The organism is Lelliottia sp. WB101, assembly GCF_003051885.1.
In the GTDB taxonomy this organism is placed as follows: Bacteria; Pseudomonadota; Gammaproteobacteria; order Enterobacterales; family Enterobacteriaceae; genus Enterobacter; species Enterobacter nimipressuralis.
This window is the reverse complement of the sequence record NZ_CP028520.1, coordinates 4,123,174-4,139,550: the sequence shown is the minus strand read 5'-3', so window position 1 is coordinate 4,139,550 and position 16,377 is coordinate 4,123,174. Positions and strand designations below refer to the sequence as shown.

The following is a 16,377-nucleotide window of genomic DNA, read 5'->3' as shown; positions in this document are numbered from 1 at the left end:
TAGTACGCTCTGGGGAAAAGATGGATTTTTTTAGCACGCAGAATATCCTGGTTCATATACCAATCGGGGCGGGCGGCTACGACCTGTCATGGATTGAAGCTATCGGCACCCTGGCGGGGCTGCTCTGCATTTGGCTCGCAAGTCTGGAGAAGATCAGCAACTACGCCTTCGGCCTGATTAACGTCACGCTGTTCGCGATTATCTTTTTCCAGATCCAGCTCTATGCCAGCCTGCTGTTGCAGCTCTTTTTCTTCGCCGCGAATATCTACGGCTGGTACGCATGGTCGCGGCAAAACAGCGCTCAGGAAGCGGAGCTACAGATTCGCTGGCTGACGCTGCCAAAAGCCATCGCCTGGCTCGCGGCCTGTGTCGTCGCCATTGGCCTGATGACGGTCTACATCAATCCGGTATTTGGATTCCTGACGCGCGTGGCAGTGTCGGTGATGTCCAGCCTGGGATTAAACGTCACTATGCCTGAACTGCAGCCCGATGCGTTCCCGTTCTGGGATTCCTGCATGATGGTGCTGTCGATCGCGGCGATGATTCTGATGACGCGTAAATACGTCGAGAACTGGCTGCTGTGGGTCATCATTAACGTGATAAGCGTGGTGATCTTCGCGTTGCAGGGCGTCTACGCCATGTCGCTGGAATATCTGCTCCTCACCTTTATCGCCCTGAACGGCAGCCGGATGTGGATTAACAGCGCGCGTCAGCGTGGCTCCCGCGCGCTATCCAGTTAATGGTGGTGATGGTGTGAATGGTCGGGCTGCGTCTCATTGAGATGGCAGTCCGGCCCGCTACAGGTCTGATACTCCATCTGAATAGTGGCGTGCGAAATCTCGTAGTGGTGCTCCAGGAAGTGCTGAATGCGACCCAGAAGTGCATCGTGGTCGTGCGGAGGGATCACCTGGACATGCAGGGTCATCACCGGTTTCTCGCCCACCAGCCAGACATGCACATGATGAACATCGCGCACTTCCGGAATATCCCGGCACAGCTTGCGCTTCAGCGCCGAAATATCCAGCGAAACGGGCGCACCCTCCAACAGTTCGTTCACACTCTCGCGTAACAATCCCCATGCACTGCGCAGCACCAGGCAGGAGACCAGCACCGACAAGATGGGGTCGATCGGTGTCCAGCCGGTGGAGATAATCACCAGTGCCGCCACAATCGCCCCGACCGAGCCCAGCAGATCGCCCAGCACGTGTAACGCGGCCGCGCGGACGTTGAGGTTTTTCTCTGCGCTACCGCGATGCAAAATCCAGAAGGCGAGGACATTGGCCAGCAGCCCGGCCACGGCAATCACCATCATCGTCATTCCGGCGACAGGCTGCGGATCGCGGAAGCGCTGGAACGCCTCCCAGACAATCAAAATCGTGATCACCACCAGCGCAATGGCATTGACGAAAGCGGCGAGGGTCGTGAGACGCAGCCAGCCGAAGGTGTGGCGCGCGTTAGGTGGACGGCGGGAAAACTGCACGGCGATCAGCGCAAACAGCAGCGCTGCGGCATCCGTAAGCATATGGCCCGCATCCGCCAGTAATGCCAGAGAGCCGGAAATCAGCCCGCCGATAACCTCGATAACCATAAACGTGGCTGTGACGCCGAAAGCCAGCATCAGACGTTTAGCGTTTTCGTCCCCTGGAGAGTGTGAATGCGAATGCGTGTGCGCCATGAACTCTGTCCTGATGAGTAATCATTCTAAGTGTAGATTTTTTAACATTTTGCACAAAAAAGAAAGGAGAGCCTTCGCTCTCCTTCATTTATCCGATCCGACTCGTATTACTGCGTTGTGCCATCGGTTTTGGTATCAACATCGTTGTTGATGCCGTTACCGGTTTCAACTTTCTTGTTGATGTCCGGACATTTTCCGTCTTTACACATCGAGTTTTTGTGAATTTCGTCCTTGGTCATCCCGTCATGATTCATGGTGCCCGAGTCGGTCCCGTTCGGGTGCAGCATGGTACCGCCGCTGGTTCCGCTGCCCGTGTTGATATTACTGTTATCAACATTGTTTGGCGCCACGTTCTGTTTGGCGTCCGGCGCGACCTGGCCTGCTGCAGCCGCAGCGTTCGCCTGGCCATTATTATCGGAACCCGTAGAATCTGCTGCAAGCGCTGCGCCGCTCGCCATGGTCAGGGTTGCTGTCAGGAAAAGGGTTGCCAGTTTAGTCATTTTCATCATGCTGCTCCTGTTCTGGTCGTTATTTGCTGGATAACTTCTTCCAACAGTGCATCCGCGAAATCAATCGCTGAGTGGTCAAAGATTCCATTATCTGAACTTATGTCAGGATGGAATCACGTTTAAATGCATAAACAGAGTGGTTACATTTAAAAAGTTTAGGGCAGATCTCGTTATTCGCTACTTTGTCGCGTTTTTTAGGGTAATTCCAGGAATTATCCGTGCGAAGTGTAAAAGCCCGTTTACACTTCCAGGCTGACAAGTTAGATTGAAAGGATTGCATTCATTACTAAAAATATGTCAGAGCCGGAACGATCATGAATTATCAGAACGACGATTTACGCATTAAAGAGATCAATGAGTTATTACCCCCTGTAGCGCTCCTTGAAAAATTTCCCGCCACGCAAAACGCTGCCAATACGGTTTCTCATGCCCGCAAAGCGATCCATAAGATCCTGAAAGGTAACGACGATCGCCTGCTGGTGGTGATTGGCCCTTGTTCCATTCACGATCCTGCGGCGGCAAAAGAGTACGCTGCGCGCCTGCTGACCCTGCGTGAAGAGCTGCAAGGTGAGCTGGAAATCGTCATGCGCGTCTATTTTGAAAAACCACGCACCACGGTGGGCTGGAAAGGGCTAATTAACGATCCGCACATGGATAACAGCTTCCAGATCAACGACGGGCTGCGCATCGCGCGCAAACTGCTGCTGGAAATTAACGACAGCGGATTACCGGCCGCAGGCGAGTTCCTGGACATGATCACCCCGCAATATCTGGCCGACCTGATGAGCTGGGGCGCGATTGGTGCGCGTACCACGGAATCTCAGGTTCACCGCGAACTGGCGTCGGGCCTCTCGTGCCCGGTCGGTTTCAAAAACGGTACCGATGGCACCATGAAAGTGGCGATCGATGCCATCAACGCCGCCGGTGCGCCGCACTGTTTCCTGTCGGTCACCAAATGGGGCCACTCAGCTATCGTCAACACCAGCGGGAATGGCGACTGCCATATCATTCTGCGTGGCGGTAAAGAGCCTAACTACAGCGCAAAACACGTCGCAGAAGTGAAATCGGGCCTCGAAAAAGCGGGTCTGTCACCGAATGTGATGATCGATTTCAGCCATGCCAACTCCAGCAAGCAGTTCAAAAAGCAGATGGAAGTGGGCGCGGACGTTTGCCAGCAGCTGGCTAACGGCGAGAAAGCCGTGATCGGCGTGATGATTGAAAGCCACCTGGTGGAAGGAAATCAGAGCCTGGAGAGCGGCGAGCCGCTGGTCTACGGGAAGAGTGTCACTGACGCCTGCATCGGCTGGGAAGATACGGACGCGATCCTGCGCCAGCTGGCAAACGCGGTTAAAGCGCGTCGCGGTTAATCCTTCTTAACCCAATAAAAAAGCGTGGATTGCTCCACGCTTTTTTTTATATCTGGCGAATCATTACTTCGCTTTACCCTGGTTTGCTACCGCCGCCGCTTTCGCTGCGATTTCGTCAGCGTTACCCAGATAGTAACGTTTGATTGGGTTGAAGTTCTCATCGAACTCATACACCAGCGGTACGCCCGTTGGGATGTTCAGTTCAAGGATTTCGTCTTCGCCCATCTTATCCAGGTATTTCACCAGCGCACGCAGGGAGTTACCGTGAGCGGCAACGATGACGCGCTCACCGCTTTTAATGCGCGGCAGAATGGTGTCGTTCCAGTAAGGCACAACGCGATCGATGGTCAGCGCCAGGCTTTCAGTCTGTGGCAGCTCAGCATCAGTCAGTTTCGCGTAACGCGGATCGTGGCCCGGATAACGCTCATCATCTTTGGTCAGCTCTGGTGGCGTTACCGCAAAACCACGACGCCACTGCTTAACCTGCTCGTCACCGTATTTTTCAGCGGTTTCAGCTTTGTTCAGCCCTTGCAGCGCACCGTAATGACGCTCGTTCAGCTTCCAGGATTTCTCAACCGGCAGCCAGGCCTGATCCAGTTCGTCCAGCACGTTCCACAGAGTGTGGATGGCACGTTTCAGCACAGAGGTATAAGCAAAATCGAAGCTGAAGCCTTCATCTTTCAACAGTTTACCTGCTGCTTTTGCTTCGCTTACGCCTTTCTCAGACAGATCAACATCATACCAACCGGTGAAGCGGTTTTCGTTGTTCCACTGGCTTTCGCCGTGGCGCACCAGGACCAGCTTAGTTACAGCCATATTGCACTCCTTAAGCTTATTGAATGATAACAATTCTCATTATATTGCCGTGATCGCTCAGGCGGCAACGCTTAACCCTAACCATAGCGAAAATAGTGGCCCAGTGTAAGATGCTTGTGAATTGAGGGTTATGATTTTGTCCGCGATCGACGCTATTTTCAGCAAGACGGACAAAAAAAGCCCTCAGCATGAGGGCCTGGCGGGATGTCGTTCGGGTGGCCGGGGAAACAACACGCCACTCAATATCGTTAACGGGCGAAAAACTGATAAACGGTCTCGCTCACATATTCCTGGCCCGGACGCAGAATGCAGTCAGGCTGCGGCCACTCGGCATGGTTAGGGCTGTCCGGCAGAAACTCACTTTCAAGCGCCATACCCTGCCAGTCGTGGTAATCGCCCTGTTCGCGCGCAGGCGTACCGCCGAGGTAGTTCCCGGAATAGAATTGCAGGGCGGGAGCGCTGGTATACACCGTCATTTGCAGCTTTTCGTCGGCGGACCACACCTGAGCGGCAGGATGGGTAGCATCTCCCTTCGCCTGCAGCAGGAATGCGTGGTCATACCCTTTCACGTTGCGCTGATGGTCGTCGCTCAGGAAATCCGTTGCGACGGTTTTCGCGCTGCGGAAATCAAAGCTGGTGCCCTCTACGGACTTCAGTCCTTCAAGAGGAATACCCATCGTATCGACCGGTAAATACGCATCGGCCAGGATCTGCAGTTTGTGATTGCGCACATCCGTCTGATCGCCGTCGAGATTGAAATAGGCGTGGTTGGTCAAATTGACCGGACAAGGCTGGTCGACCGTCGCACGGTATTCAATACTGATACGGTTATCGTCCGTCAGGCGGAAGAGGGCAGAGGCAGAAAGATTGCCGGGGAAGCCCTGATCGCCGTCGGCGGATTCCAGCGCAAACAGCACTTCGCTGTCATTCTGCTGCACGATACGCCAGCGGCGTTTGTCAAAACCTTCCATGCCACCGTGGAGCTGATTCTCGCCCTGGCTTGGCACTAAGGAATAGGTTTTACCGTCCAGAACGAAGCGGCTTTTGGCGATACGGTTAGCGTAGCGTCCGACAGAGGCGCCCAGGTAAGCCGCCTGGTTGACGTATTGTTCCGGCGATGCGCAGCCAAGCAGGGTCTCGCGCACGCTGCCGTCTGGCATGGGTACGCGGGCAGAGAGTAGCGTTGCGCCCCAGTCCATCACCGTTACCACCATTCCCCCGCTGTTACGCAGGGTCAGCAGGCGATACGGCAGACCGTCAGGGGCGAGGGTTGGCGTTTCGTTTAGCACTGTCCAGCTCCTTGGGTTGCTTTGCACACATAGAAAGTCTCTTTGATACCGGTTTTGGCTTCATACTGTTTCGCCACGGCATCCTGAACGGCGGGAACCAGCTCTTCCGGGATCAGCGCCACAATGCAGCCACCAAAACCGCCGCCGGTCATACGCACGCCGCCTTTCTCGCCGATGGTCGCTTTCACGATCTCAACCAGCGTATCAATTTGCGAAACCGTGATCTCGAAATCATCTCGCATGGAGGCGTGGGATTCCGCCATCAGTTCGCCGATGCGTTTCAGATCGCCTTTCTCCAGCGCAGAAGCTGCTTCCACGGTTCGGGCATTTTCGGTCAGAACGTGACGCACGCGTTTGGCCACGACCGGGTCCAGTTCGTGCGCAACTTTATTGAATTCGTTTAAAGAAACATCGCGCAGTTTAGGCTGCTGGAAGAAGCGCGCGCCGGTTTCACACTGCTCACGGCGGGTGTTGTACTCACTGCCGACCAGCGTGCGTTTGAAATTACTGTTGATAATCACCACCGCCGCGCCTTTCGGCAGGGAAACGGCTTTGGTGCCCAGCGTGCGGCAATCAATCAGCAGGGCATGTTCTTTTTTACCGAGCGCAGAAATTAGCTGGTCCATAATCCCGCAGTTACAGCCGACGAACTGGTTCTCCGCTTCCTGACCGTTGAGGGCGATTTGCGCCCCGTCCAGCGGCAGATGATAAAGCTGCTGGAAGACGGTGCCGACCGCCACTTCCAGAGAGGCAGAGGAACTCAGGCCAGCACCTTGCGGAACATTACCGGTGATCACCAGATCTGCGCCGCCGAAGTTTTTATTGCGCTTTTGCAGATGTTTAACCACCCCGCGCACGTAGTTTGACCACTGCTGGGTATCGTGAGCCACAATCGGCGCATCAAGGGAAAACTCGTCGATCTGATTGTCGTAATCGGCGGCAATCACCCGCACGTTGCGGTCGTCGCGTTTGGCGCAGCTGATGACGGTCTGATAATCGATCGCACAAGGCAGAACGAAACCATCGTTATAGTCGGTGTGCTCACCAATCAGATTGACGCGGCCAGGAGCCTGTATCGCGTGGGTGGCAGGGTAGCCGAATTTTTCAGCAAACAGGGATTGTGTTTTATCTTTCAGACTCATTTATTAGACTCCTGATTCGCGGTAGTGGACATCGCTGACGGCGCGCAGACGTTCTGCCGCCTGTTCTGCCGTCAGATCGCGCTGGGTTTCTGCCAGCATCTCATAGCCCACCATAAATTTACGCACCGTCGCGGAACGCAGTAGCGGCGGATAAAAATGGGCGTGTAACTGCCAGTGCTGATTCTCTTCGCCATTAAAGGGCGCGCCGTGCCAGCCCATGGAATAGGGGAAAGAGCACTGGAACAGATTGTCATAGCGACTGGTCAGTTTTTTCAGCGCCAGGGCCAGATCGTCACGCTCGGCATCGCTTAAATCGGTAATGCGCAGGACGTGGGCTTTTGGCAGCAGCAGCGTCTCGAACGGCCACGCCGCCCAGTATGGCACTACGGCGAGCCAGTGCTCGGTTTCAACGACCGTGCGGCTGCCGTCAGCCATCTCGCGCTGAACGTAATCCGCCAGCAGCGCTGACTGGTTTTCATCGTAATAAGCTTTTTGCAGACGATCTTCGCGCTCAACTTCATTTGGCAGGAAGCTGTTCGCCCACACCTGGCCATGTGGATGCGGGTTAGAGCAGCCCATCGCCGCCCCTTTGTTTTCAAAAACCTGCACCCACGGATAATCCTGTCCCAGCTCGGCGGTCTGCTGTTGCCAGGTGTTGATCACGTCGGTGAGGGCGCCGAGGCTCAGCTCCGGCAGCGTTTTGCTATGGTCCGGCGAGAAGCAGATCACCCGGCTGGTGCCGCGCGCGCTTTCGCAACGCATTAGCGGATCGTCACTTTCCGGGGCATCCGGCGTGTCGGTCATCAGGGCGGCAAAATCGTTGGTAAACACATACGTGCTCTGGTAATCCGGATTTTTATCGCCGGTGACGCGGGTATTCCCCGGACACAGGAAGCAGTCCGGGTCATGCTGAGGCAGCGTCTGTTTCGCCGGCGTCTCTTGCGCGCCTTGCCATGGGCGCTTCGCACGATGCGGAGAGACCAAAATCCATTGCCCGGTTAACGGGTTATAACGCCGATGCGGATGATCGACGGGGTTGAATTGCGTCATGTCGGATCCTTAATCCGGATAGCCCTGGGGATGGCGTGACTGCCAGTGCCAGGTATCCTGTGCCATTTCATCCAGTGTGCGCGTGACACGCCAGTTCAGCTCTTTGTCGGCTTTGGAGGCATCCGCCCAGTACGCGGGAAGATCGCCATCGCGGCGTGGCGCGAAGTGATACGCCACCGGTTTTCCGCAGGCTTTACTGAAGGCGTTAACCACGTCCAGCACGCTGCTGCCCACGCCAGCACCGAGGTTATAAATATGCACGCCGGGTTTATTCGCCAGCTGCTGCATCGCCGCCACGTGACCATCGGCCAAATCCATGACGTGAATGTAGTCGCGCACCCCGGTGCCATCTTCGGTCGGGTAGTCGTTGCCAAAAATTGCCAGCGAGTCGCGGCGGCCCACGGCCACCTGCGCGATGTAAGGCATCAGGTTATTCGGGATGCCCTGCGGATCTTCGCCCATATCGCCTGACGGATGTGCGCCAACCGGGTTGAAATAACGCAGCAGAGCGATGCTCCAGTCCGGCTGTGCTTTTTGCAGATCGGCCAGAATCTGTTCCACCATCAGCTTGCTTTTGCCGTACGGGCTTTGCGGCGTGCCGGTCGGGAAGCTTTCGACATAAGGAATTTTAGGCTGGTCGCCGTAGACGGTGGCCGATGAGCTGAAGATAAAGTTTTTCACGTTCGCGGCGCGCATCGCGGAGATCAGGCGCAGGGTACCGTTCACGTTGTTATCGTAGTATTCGAGAGGCTTAGCGACGGATTCGCCGACCGCTTTCAGGCCCGCGAAGTGAATCACCGTATCAATGGCGTGGTCGTGAAGGATTTCGGTCATCAGCGCTTCGTTGCGGATATCGCCTTCCACAAACGTGGGCTGTTTTCCGCCGAGGCGCTCAATGACGGGCAGCACGCTGCGCTTACTGTTGCACAGGTTGTCGAGGATGATGACATCATGGCCATTTTGCAGCAGTTGCACACAGGTATGACTTCCAATGTAACCGCTACCACCCGTTACCAGAACTCGCATATTTCGCTCCATTAGGCTTATGGTATGTAATAACCATAGCATAACAGAGACGTGAAAAGTGTGACATGGGATAAAATAGTGGAATCGGTTACACTGAATCACGCACGCGAATTTGTAATGAGATGGCCCATTATAAATCAAAGAGATAACAATGTATTACTGCAGGTTGTCTGAAAAAGAGGGGCACGCCCCTCTGAGAGAACGATCAGCGAATGCGGCTTAACTCATAGCGATAGTGCTCGCCGTCAGGAACAAACTCCAGCCGGTGGGTGATACAGGACGGCGCATCTTCCGCATGGTGGGAAACGAACAGCAGTTGTGTTTCGCCTTCGCTGATTAAAACGTCCACAAAGCGGCGTATCAGCTGGCGATTAAGCGGGTCGAGACCCTGCAGGGGTTCATCCAGAATCAGCACCGTAGGGTGCTTCACCAGCGCGCGGACGATCAGCGCCAGCCGCTGCTGTCCCCACGATAAACTGTGAAACGGCGCATCCGCCACGCGTTTATCCATCCCCAGAATATCCAGCCACTCCTGCGCCAGTTTGTGTTGTTTGTCAGAAACTGCCTGATAGATACCAATGGAGTCGAAATACCCCGACAAAATCACGTTTCGCACCGTGGTACTGACGCGGTAATCGAGGTGCAGGCTGCTGCTGACGTAGCCGATGTGTTTTTTGATATCCCAGATGGTTTCGCCACTGCCGCGACGACGGCCAAACAGCGTCAGATCGTTACTGTAACCCTGGGGATGATCGCCGGTAATCAGGCTGAGCAGCGTGGATTTCCCCGCGCCGTTGGGACCGGTGATCTGCCAGTGCTCGCCGGGGTTCACCGTCCAGCTCAGCCGATCGAGGATCGGGCGATCGTTATAAGAGACGGTACCGTTTTTCAGCTCGATGCGTGGCTGGTGGTTGTCCAGCAAATGCCGCGCCGAAGGGGCGTTTGGCTCGGGAAGTGCAATGCCGTCGAGTTTTTCGCTGTGCGCCAGCTGGGCGATCAGGGCCTGCTGAAGCAGCGCCTCTTTTTCGCCGGTTTCTGTCAGACAACAATCCGCCAGCACGCCCGCGTACTGCACAAAATCGGGGATCTCATCGAAACGGTTCAGAACCAGCACCAGGGTATAGCCCTGCTGATTCAGCGTCGCGAGCAAGGAGGCCAGCTGCGCGCGGGATTGCACATCCAGCCCGTCGAACGGCTCGTCGAGGATCAACAGATCCGGCTCGTTCATCAGCGCCTGGCAAAGCAGAGTTTTGCGCGTTTCTCCTGTCGAGAGGTACTTAAAGCGTCGCTCCAGCAGGCCAGTAATGCCGAAAAGTTCGGCCAGCTGCTGGCAGCGAGCAGCGTCTTTTCTTTCGTCCTGAATGATTTCTGCGGTGGTGCGGCCCGTATCCTCTTCGCCTGGGCTCAGCAGGTCGGTGTTATTGCGCTGCCACTCGTCGCTGACCAGTTTTTGCAGCTGTTCGAAGGACAGGCGCGTGATGCGGGTAAAACTGCACTGACGTTCGCCCTTAAGCAGGGTGAGCTCACCCGCAAGCGCGCGAGCCAGCGCGGACTTGCCGCTGCCGTTGGTGCCGACAAACGCCCAGCTTTCGCCGGCGCGCAAGTTGAGTTCGGGCAGTGAGAGAGTTCGTATGTCGCTAAGACGAAACGTGCCTTGCGAAATTTGCAATGATGACATGACTTATCCCATTTTTTGCAGCGATATGCATCAGGGATACTCACTGGCGGCAGGTTTGTCAACGCACTTAGCACAACGTGGCGATAATCACCCGGTCAGCATTAAAATATGCGGTGACGTCAGCGCCTTCCGATAAATCTTCTGCTTCGGCCAGCGGGACCGTGGCGCACAGCACTTGCCCGTCGGGCAGGGTCATAAGTACTTCGCTCTGTTCGTCGCCGCGCGCAATATGGCTGATCTTTCCGTGCAGCTGGTTATCGGCGTCTTGGGCCTGCTTTTCATCCAGCGTGATATTCACCCACGGCGCTTTCAGCAACACCAGCACTTCTTTGCCTTCGTCCAGCCCCAGTCGTTCGCCGCTCTGCGCGGTAATCGCCACTTTGAGCCGCGTCGTGCCGTCGGCCAGCAGAATATCCATGTGCTGCTGAACCTGGTCGCGATCGCGTGCGGTCACAGTGCCAAACCACTGGTTTCGCGCGCTGGTTTGCAGGGAGAAGCGGGAAATGGCGGCCAGCAGGCTGTCGAGGGGTAACGCGTCGTCATCGCTCAGGACGTCGAAGGCTTTTTGCTGGATCTGGGCCAGCAGATCGTAGAGCTGAATCAGGCGCTGGCCGTAGCGGGTTAGCATCGCGCCGCCGCCGCCCTTACCGCCGGTCGCCCGATCCACCAGCGTCTGTTCGCTCAGGCTGTTCATCTCATTGATGGCGTCCCAGGCACTTTTGTAGCTAATGCCCGCATTCTTTGCGCCCTGGCTAATTGAACCGGTTTGTTCTATCTGTTTAAGCAGGGCAATACGTCGCGGATCGGCGAAAAGCTTCTGCTGAAGTCGAAGGGTAAGGAGAATTTCGGCCTGCATAGACGGTGTCCTGGCAAAAAGCCTATTGTGACCCAATTGCCCGACAGCGCAAAGCCTACCGCACAAAAGGGGATGTTTTTCTGACTTTTCAGGTTAGAATACGCCATTCACAGTGTCTGGAGAAAACCATGTTAGAGTTGTTGAAAAGTCTGGTATTCGCCGTGATCATGGTACCCGTAGTGATGGCCATCATCCTCGGCGCCATCTACGGCCTGGGTGAAGTGTTCAACGTCTTTTCGAACATCGGTCACAAAGACCAGCCTAAAAAGCAGCATTAATTCCTCCCAAAACGCCCGGCCAGTCCGGGCGTTTTGCTCTCAAGTTTCTGCCTCTCCCGCCGATAGTAGTTTCAGAATCAGCTTTGTTTACCCCTTAAACGGTACGATTTAACGCTAGGTTATCCCTGCAGTTATCGTTATATTTGTCTGTATATAACGACACTCACAGGAGCTACAAATGGCACGTACATGGTTACGCCTTTTCGCAGGGGCAACACTGACACTTACCGTCGCCGGGCAGGTACTGGCTGACGAAGGGAAAATCACGGTCTTTGCGGCGGCGTCGCTGACCAACGCGATGCAGGACATTGCGGCGCAGTATAAAAAAGAGAAAAACGTCGATGTGGTTTCGTCGTTCGCTTCGTCTTCAACGCTGGCTCGCCAGATCGAAGCCGGTGCGCCTGCGGATCTGTTTATTTCTGCCGATCAGAAATGGATGGATTACGCGGTGGAGAAAAAATCGATCGATACGGCCACCCGTAAAACCCTGCTGGGTAACAGCCTGGTGGTGGTCGCGCCAAAAGCCAGCGCGCAGGGCGAGTTCACCATCAACAAAGAGACTAACTGGACCAGCCTGCTGAAAGACGGGCGTCTGGCGGTGGGCGATCCGGACCACGTTCCGGCAGGCATCTACGCGAAAGAAGCGCTGCAAAAACTGGGTGCGTGGGATACATTATCCCCGAAACTGGCTCCGGCTGAAGATGTGCGCGGCGCCCTGGCGCTGGTGGAGCGCAACGAAGCGCCGCTGGGGATTGTCTACGGTTCCGATGCGGTTGCCGGTAAAGGTGTGAAAGTGGTTGGGACCTTCCCGGAAGATTCGCACAAGAAAGTGGAATACCCGATCGCTATTGTTGATGGACATAAAAATGCGACGGTCAGCGCCTTTTACGACTATCTGAAAGGGCCTGAAGCGTCTGCCATCTTTAAACGTTACGGATTTACGACTCACTAATGATATTGACTGATCCTGAATGGCAGGCCGTGCTGCTGAGCCTTAAAGTCTCTTCCCTGGCAGTTGCCTTTAGTTTGCCCTTTGGGATCTTTTTTGCCTGGCTGCTGGTTCGCTGCCAGTTTCCGGGCAAAGCCCTGCTCGACAGTGTGCTTCATCTCCCTCTCGTGTTGCCGCCGGTGGTGGTTGGGTATTTATTGCTGATCGCGATGGGGCGACGCGGTTTTATCGGCCAGTGGCTGTATGACTGGTTCGGCCTGACGTTTGCGTTTAGCTGGCGCGGCGCGGTTCTGGCGGCGGCAGTGATGTCTTTCCCGCTGATGGTGCGTGCGATACGCCTGGCGCTGGAAGGGGTGGACATCAAGCTGGAGCAGGCGGCGCGTACTCTCGGTGCCGGGCGCTGGCGGGTGTTTTTCACCATTACGCTGCCCCTTACGTTGCCGGGAATTATCGTCGGTACGGTACTGGCGTTTGCCCGTTCTCTGGGTGAATTCGGCGCGACCATTACTTTTGTTTCAAACATCCCCGGCGAAACGCGGACCATTCCGTCGGCGATGTACACCCTGATTCAAACGCCGGGCGGGGAAGGGGCTGCCGCACGGCTGTGCATTATCTCCATTGTGCTGGCGCTGGTGTCGCTGCTGATTTCTGAATGGCTGGCGCGTCTGAGCCGCGAGCGGATGGGGAAATAATCATGCTGGAACTCAACTTTACTCAAACGCTCGGCAACCACTGTCTGGTGCTCAACGAAACGCTGCCCGCCAGCGGAATTACCGCCGTCTTTGGCGTTTCGGGCGCGGGAAAAACCTCGCTGATTAATGCCATCAGCGGGCTGACGCGCCCGCAAACCGGGCGGATCGCGCTGAACAATCGCGTGCTTCACGACGCGGAAAATAAGATCTACCTGGCCCCTGAAAAACGGCGCATCGGCTATGTGTTCCAGGACGCGCGCCTGTTTCCGCACTATAAAGTGCGCGGCAATCTGCGCTACGGCATGGCGAAAAGCATGGCCGGTCAGTTTGATAATCTGGTCACGCTGCTGGGCATTGAATCGCTGCTGGACCGGCTCCCGTCGTCGCTCTCCGGCGGTGAAAAACAGCGTGTGGCGATTGGTCGCGCGCTGTTAACCGCACCGGAACTCCTGCTGCTGGATGAGCCGCTGGCGTCGCTCGATCTGCCGCGTAAGCGCGAGTTGTTGCCTTATCTGCAACGCCTGGCGCGGGAAATTAACATTCCGATGCTCTACGTCAGCCACTCGCTGGACGAGATTCTGCATCTGGCGGACAACGTGCTGGTGCTGGAAAACGGCAGCGTGAAAGCCTTTGGGCCGCTGGAAGAGGTGTGGGGCAGCAGCGTGATGTATCCGTGGCTGCCGAAAGAGCAGCAGAGCAGCATCCTGAAGGTCAGCGTGCTGGAGCACCATCCGCACTACGCCATGACGGCGCTGGCGCTGGGCGATCAGCATCTGTGGGTCAATAAGATCGACAAGCCGCTGCAATCCGCGTTGCGTATTCGCATTCAGGCGTCGGATGTTTCTCTGGTACTTCAGCCGCCGTTGCAGACCAGTATTCGTAATATTTTGCGCGCGAAAGTGGCCCAGTGTGTGGATGATAACGGCCAGGTGGAAGTACAGCTGGAAGTGGGCAGCAGAAAGCTATGGGCGCGCATCAGCCCGTGGGCCAGGGATGAGCTTGGCATCAAACCTGGCCTGTGGCTTTACGCGCAGATCAAGAGTGTCTCGATCACCGCCTGATCACAGCAGATGGGTGTAAATGTACTGCGCGATGCTGTCGGTGGTGTTGTCGCCAATGACCACGTTGGCACGCGCTTTCACGGCATCGTCGGCATTGCCCATCGCCACGCCAGTGCCGGCAGCCTCCAGCATGCTGATGTCGTTGTAGTTATCCCCGAAAGCGATCACGTCTTTCATCGACCCGCCCTGAGATTCAACAAACTGCGTCAGGCGTTTGCCTTTGCTGTTGCCTTTACGCGCGATATCCACCTGATCGTGCCAGGACCATTCGCACTCCAGACCCAGCGTCTGCTCAACATGTTTCGCGAACGCGTTCAGCTTGTTCGTATCTTCGTCCGTCAGGGCAAATTTCCAGATAGCATCGACGTCGGCGGCCGCCTGGCGTAAAGATGACACCTGCGTAAAGACCGGACGCTGGGCCTCGGGCAGTGACAGCGCCCAGTTGCTGGTACGGATGACATGCCCGGTCGGGCGCTCATAGACCATGGCGTTATCCACGTACATCAGGCCGTGAATGGCGTGCTCATCCAGCAGATCAATCAGTTGTAACGCCTCAGTCACCGGCAGCGGATCGGACTCAAGAACCTTTTTTGCATGATAATCATACAAATAAGTGCCATTACAACAAATTGCAGGTGTATCTAACGCCAGTGCCTGATAAAAAGGATGAATGGCAACGTGATGTCGACCGGTAACAATCAGGAGTTGATATCCCGCTTCCTGAGCACGTTTCAGTGCTTCGAGCGAAGAGGGGAGCAGGGTTTTTTGCGGGGTTAACAGCGTACCGTCTAAATCCAGAGCAATCACACGCGAGGTCATTTGTTCTTCCGGGTTAATGTTGAATTATGGTCTTAGGGGATGGTACACCGAGAGGCGTGACCCACAAAATGCCAGGCTAAAATTCAGCATTCACCGTTAAAAAGTTAATCACTTTCACGCGCAGTGAGGAGAGGAGTATTCATGAAACAAACCGTTTATACCGCCAGTCCTGAGAGCCAGCAGATCCACGTCTGGCGTTTGAATGCGGAAGGCTCGCTCACGCTGGTGCAGGTTGTTGATGTGCCGGGACAGGTGCAACCGATGGTTGTCAGCCCGGATAAACGTTTTCTGTACGTAGGCGTGCGTCCTGAGTTTCGCGTGCTGGCCTACCGCATTGCACCGGACGATGGTGCCCTGACCTATACCGCCGAAGCGCCGCTCCCGGGCAGCCCGACGCACATCTCGACCGATCGCAAAGGCCAGTTCATCTTCAGCGGTTCTTACAATGCGGGCTGCGTGAGCGTCACGCGTCTGGAAGATGGCCTTCCGCGCGACACCGTGGAAGTGGTTGAAGGGCTGGAAGGCTGCCACTCGGCCAATATCTCTCCGGACAACCGCACGCTGTGGGTTCCGGCGCTGAAACAGGATCGAATCTGCCTGTTTACCTTGAGCGACGACGGCCATCTGGCTGCGCAGACTCCGGCGGAAATCACCACCGTTGAGGGCGCAGGCCCGCGCCACATGGTGTTCCACCCGAATCAGCAGTACGCCTATGTGGTGAATGAGCTAAACAGCTCTGTTGACGTGTGGGCACTGAACGATCCGAACGGCAAGATTGAACGCGTTCAGACCCTGGACATGATGCCGTCAGACTTTACCGACACCCGCTGGGCGGCGGATATTCACATCACCCCGGATGGTCGTCATCTGTACGCCTGCGACCGTACTTCAAGCCTGATTACCATTTTCAGTATCTCTGAAGATGGCAGCGTGCTGGCAATCGAAGGCTTCCAGCCAACCGAAACCCAGCCGCGCGGCTTTAATATTGATAACAGCGGTAAATTCCTGGTGGCGGCGGGGCAGAAATCCCACCACATCGCGCTGTATGAAATCAAAGGCGAGCAGGGCCTGCTGGAAGAGAAAGGCCGCTATGCCGTAGGCCAGGGCCCAATGTGGGTGGTGGTAAACGCGCACTAAGCGGCGTGAAACAAAAAACCTCGCATTTGCGAG

The 16,377-nt window shown here is 55.8% G+C and carries 17 protein-coding genes; 7 read left to right on the top strand and 10 right to left on the bottom strand.

Translation table 11 applies throughout. The annotated features are described in order from the left end of the window. Positions 1 to 20 precede the first annotated feature (20 nt). Complete coding sequence (gene pnuC, locus DAI21_RS20085; protein ID WP_107704017.1) at positions 21 to 740, top strand: nicotinamide riboside transporter PnuC; 720 nt, start codon at positions 21 to 23, stop codon at positions 738 to 740. Here pnuC and zitB read toward each other — a convergent pair. Then, positions 737 to 1,675 (bottom strand): CDF family zinc transporter ZitB, encoded by a 939-nt coding sequence (gene zitB / locus DAI21_RS20080; RefSeq protein WP_107704016.1) that lies wholly within the window; start codon positions 1,673 to 1,675, stop codon positions 737 to 739. The genes pnuC and zitB overlap by 4 nt on opposite strands. Positions 1,676 to 1,782: 107 nt before the next feature. Next, positions 1,783 to 2,181: a YbgS-like family protein gene (locus DAI21_RS20075; RefSeq protein WP_100777159.1), complete on the bottom strand. Its 399-nt coding sequence runs from the start codon at positions 2,179 to 2,181 to the stop codon at positions 1,783 to 1,785. Between the two features lie 317 nt (positions 2,182 to 2,498). Between DAI21_RS20075 and aroG the strand changes: the two genes are divergently transcribed. Beyond that, positions 2,499 to 3,551, top strand: coding sequence for a 3-deoxy-7-phosphoheptulonate synthase AroG (gene aroG, locus DAI21_RS20070; protein ID WP_102105245.1), 1,053 nt, complete (start codon positions 2,499 to 2,501; stop codon positions 3,549 to 3,551). Between the two features lie 63 nt (positions 3,552 to 3,614). Here the strand turns inward: aroG and gpmA are convergent, their stop codons facing one another. The 7 genes from gpmA to modE all read right to left on the bottom strand — a co-directional run bounded on the left by gpmA (position 3,615) and on the right by modE (position 11,408). Continuing rightward, on the bottom strand, positions 3,615 to 4,367 hold the full coding sequence (gpmA, locus tag DAI21_RS20065; RefSeq protein WP_102105244.1) for a 2,3-diphosphoglycerate-dependent phosphoglycerate mutase: 753 nt from the start codon (positions 4,365 to 4,367) through the stop codon (positions 3,615 to 3,617). A 248-nt stretch (positions 4,368 to 4,615) separates the two neighbouring features. Continuing rightward, positions 4,616 to 5,656, bottom strand: a complete 1,041-nt coding sequence (gene galM / locus DAI21_RS20055; RefSeq protein WP_107704015.1) for a galactose-1-epimerase — start codon at positions 5,654 to 5,656, stop codon at positions 4,616 to 4,618. Beyond that, positions 5,650 to 6,798 (bottom strand): galactokinase, encoded by a 1,149-nt coding sequence (gene galK, locus DAI21_RS20050; protein ID WP_107704014.1) that lies wholly within the window; start codon positions 6,796 to 6,798, stop codon positions 5,650 to 5,652. The genes galM and galK overlap by 7 nt, the downstream gene beginning before the upstream one ends. 3 nt (positions 6,799 to 6,801) lie before the next feature. Continuing rightward, on the bottom strand, positions 6,802 to 7,848 hold the full coding sequence (galT, locus tag DAI21_RS20045) for a galactose-1-phosphate uridylyltransferase (protein WP_100777154.1): 1,047 nt from the start codon (positions 7,846 to 7,848) through the stop codon (positions 6,802 to 6,804). A 9-nt stretch (positions 7,849 to 7,857) separates the two neighbouring features. Next, the gene (gene galE, locus DAI21_RS20040) at positions 7,858 to 8,874 is read right to left on the bottom strand and encodes a UDP-glucose 4-epimerase GalE (protein WP_100777153.1); all 1,017 of its coding nucleotides are present in this window, start codon (positions 8,872 to 8,874) and stop codon (positions 7,858 to 7,860) included. Positions 8,875 to 9,079: 205 nt separating this feature from the next. Further along, the gene (gene modF, locus DAI21_RS20035) at positions 9,080 to 10,552 is read right to left on the bottom strand and encodes a molybdate ABC transporter ATP-binding protein ModF (protein WP_107704013.1); all 1,473 of its coding nucleotides are present in this window, start codon (positions 10,550 to 10,552) and stop codon (positions 9,080 to 9,082) included. A 67-nt stretch (positions 10,553 to 10,619) separates the two neighbouring features. Then, positions 10,620 to 11,408 (bottom strand): molybdenum-dependent transcriptional regulator, encoded by a 789-nt coding sequence (modE, locus tag DAI21_RS20030; RefSeq protein ID WP_107704012.1) that lies wholly within the window; start codon positions 11,406 to 11,408, stop codon positions 10,620 to 10,622. A 128-nt stretch (positions 11,409 to 11,536) separates the two neighbouring features. Here modE and DAI21_RS20025 point away from each other — a divergent pair, with 128 nt between their 5' ends. The 4 genes from DAI21_RS20025 to modC all read left to right on the top strand — a co-directional run bounded on the left by DAI21_RS20025 (position 11,537) and on the right by modC (position 14,388). After that, positions 11,537 to 11,686 (top strand): AcrZ family multidrug efflux pump-associated protein, encoded by a 150-nt coding sequence (locus DAI21_RS20025; RefSeq protein WP_072241805.1) that lies wholly within the window; start codon positions 11,537 to 11,539, stop codon positions 11,684 to 11,686. Positions 11,687 to 11,864: 178 nt separating this feature from the next. After that, positions 11,865 to 12,638 carry a molybdate ABC transporter substrate-binding protein gene (gene modA / locus DAI21_RS20020; RefSeq protein WP_107704011.1) on the top strand — a complete coding sequence of 258 codons (774 nt, stop codon included), beginning with the start codon at positions 11,865 to 11,867 and terminating at the stop codon, positions 12,636 to 12,638. Then, positions 12,638 to 13,327 carry a molybdate ABC transporter permease subunit gene (modB, locus tag DAI21_RS20015; protein ID WP_100777149.1) on the top strand — a complete coding sequence of 230 codons (690 nt, stop codon included), beginning with the start codon at positions 12,638 to 12,640 and terminating at the stop codon, positions 13,325 to 13,327. The genes modA and modB overlap by 1 nt, the downstream gene beginning before the upstream one ends. Positions 13,328 to 13,329: 2 nt before the next feature. Then, positions 13,330 to 14,388, top strand: a complete 1,059-nt coding sequence (gene modC / locus DAI21_RS20010; protein ID WP_100777148.1) for a molybdenum ABC transporter ATP-binding protein ModC — start codon at positions 13,330 to 13,332, stop codon at positions 14,386 to 14,388. Here the strand turns inward: modC and DAI21_RS20005 are convergent, their stop codons facing one another. Beyond that, positions 14,389 to 15,207, bottom strand: a complete 819-nt coding sequence (locus DAI21_RS20005; protein ID WP_107704010.1) for a pyridoxal phosphatase — start codon at positions 15,205 to 15,207, stop codon at positions 14,389 to 14,391. A gap of 141 nt (positions 15,208 to 15,348) precedes the next feature. Here DAI21_RS20005 and pgl point away from each other — a divergent pair, with 141 nt between their 5' ends. Next, positions 15,349 to 16,344: a 6-phosphogluconolactonase gene (pgl, locus tag DAI21_RS20000; RefSeq protein WP_100777146.1), complete on the top strand. Its 996-nt coding sequence runs from the start codon at positions 15,349 to 15,351 to the stop codon at positions 16,342 to 16,344. The last annotated feature ends 33 nt before the right edge of the window (positions 16,345 to 16,377 follow it).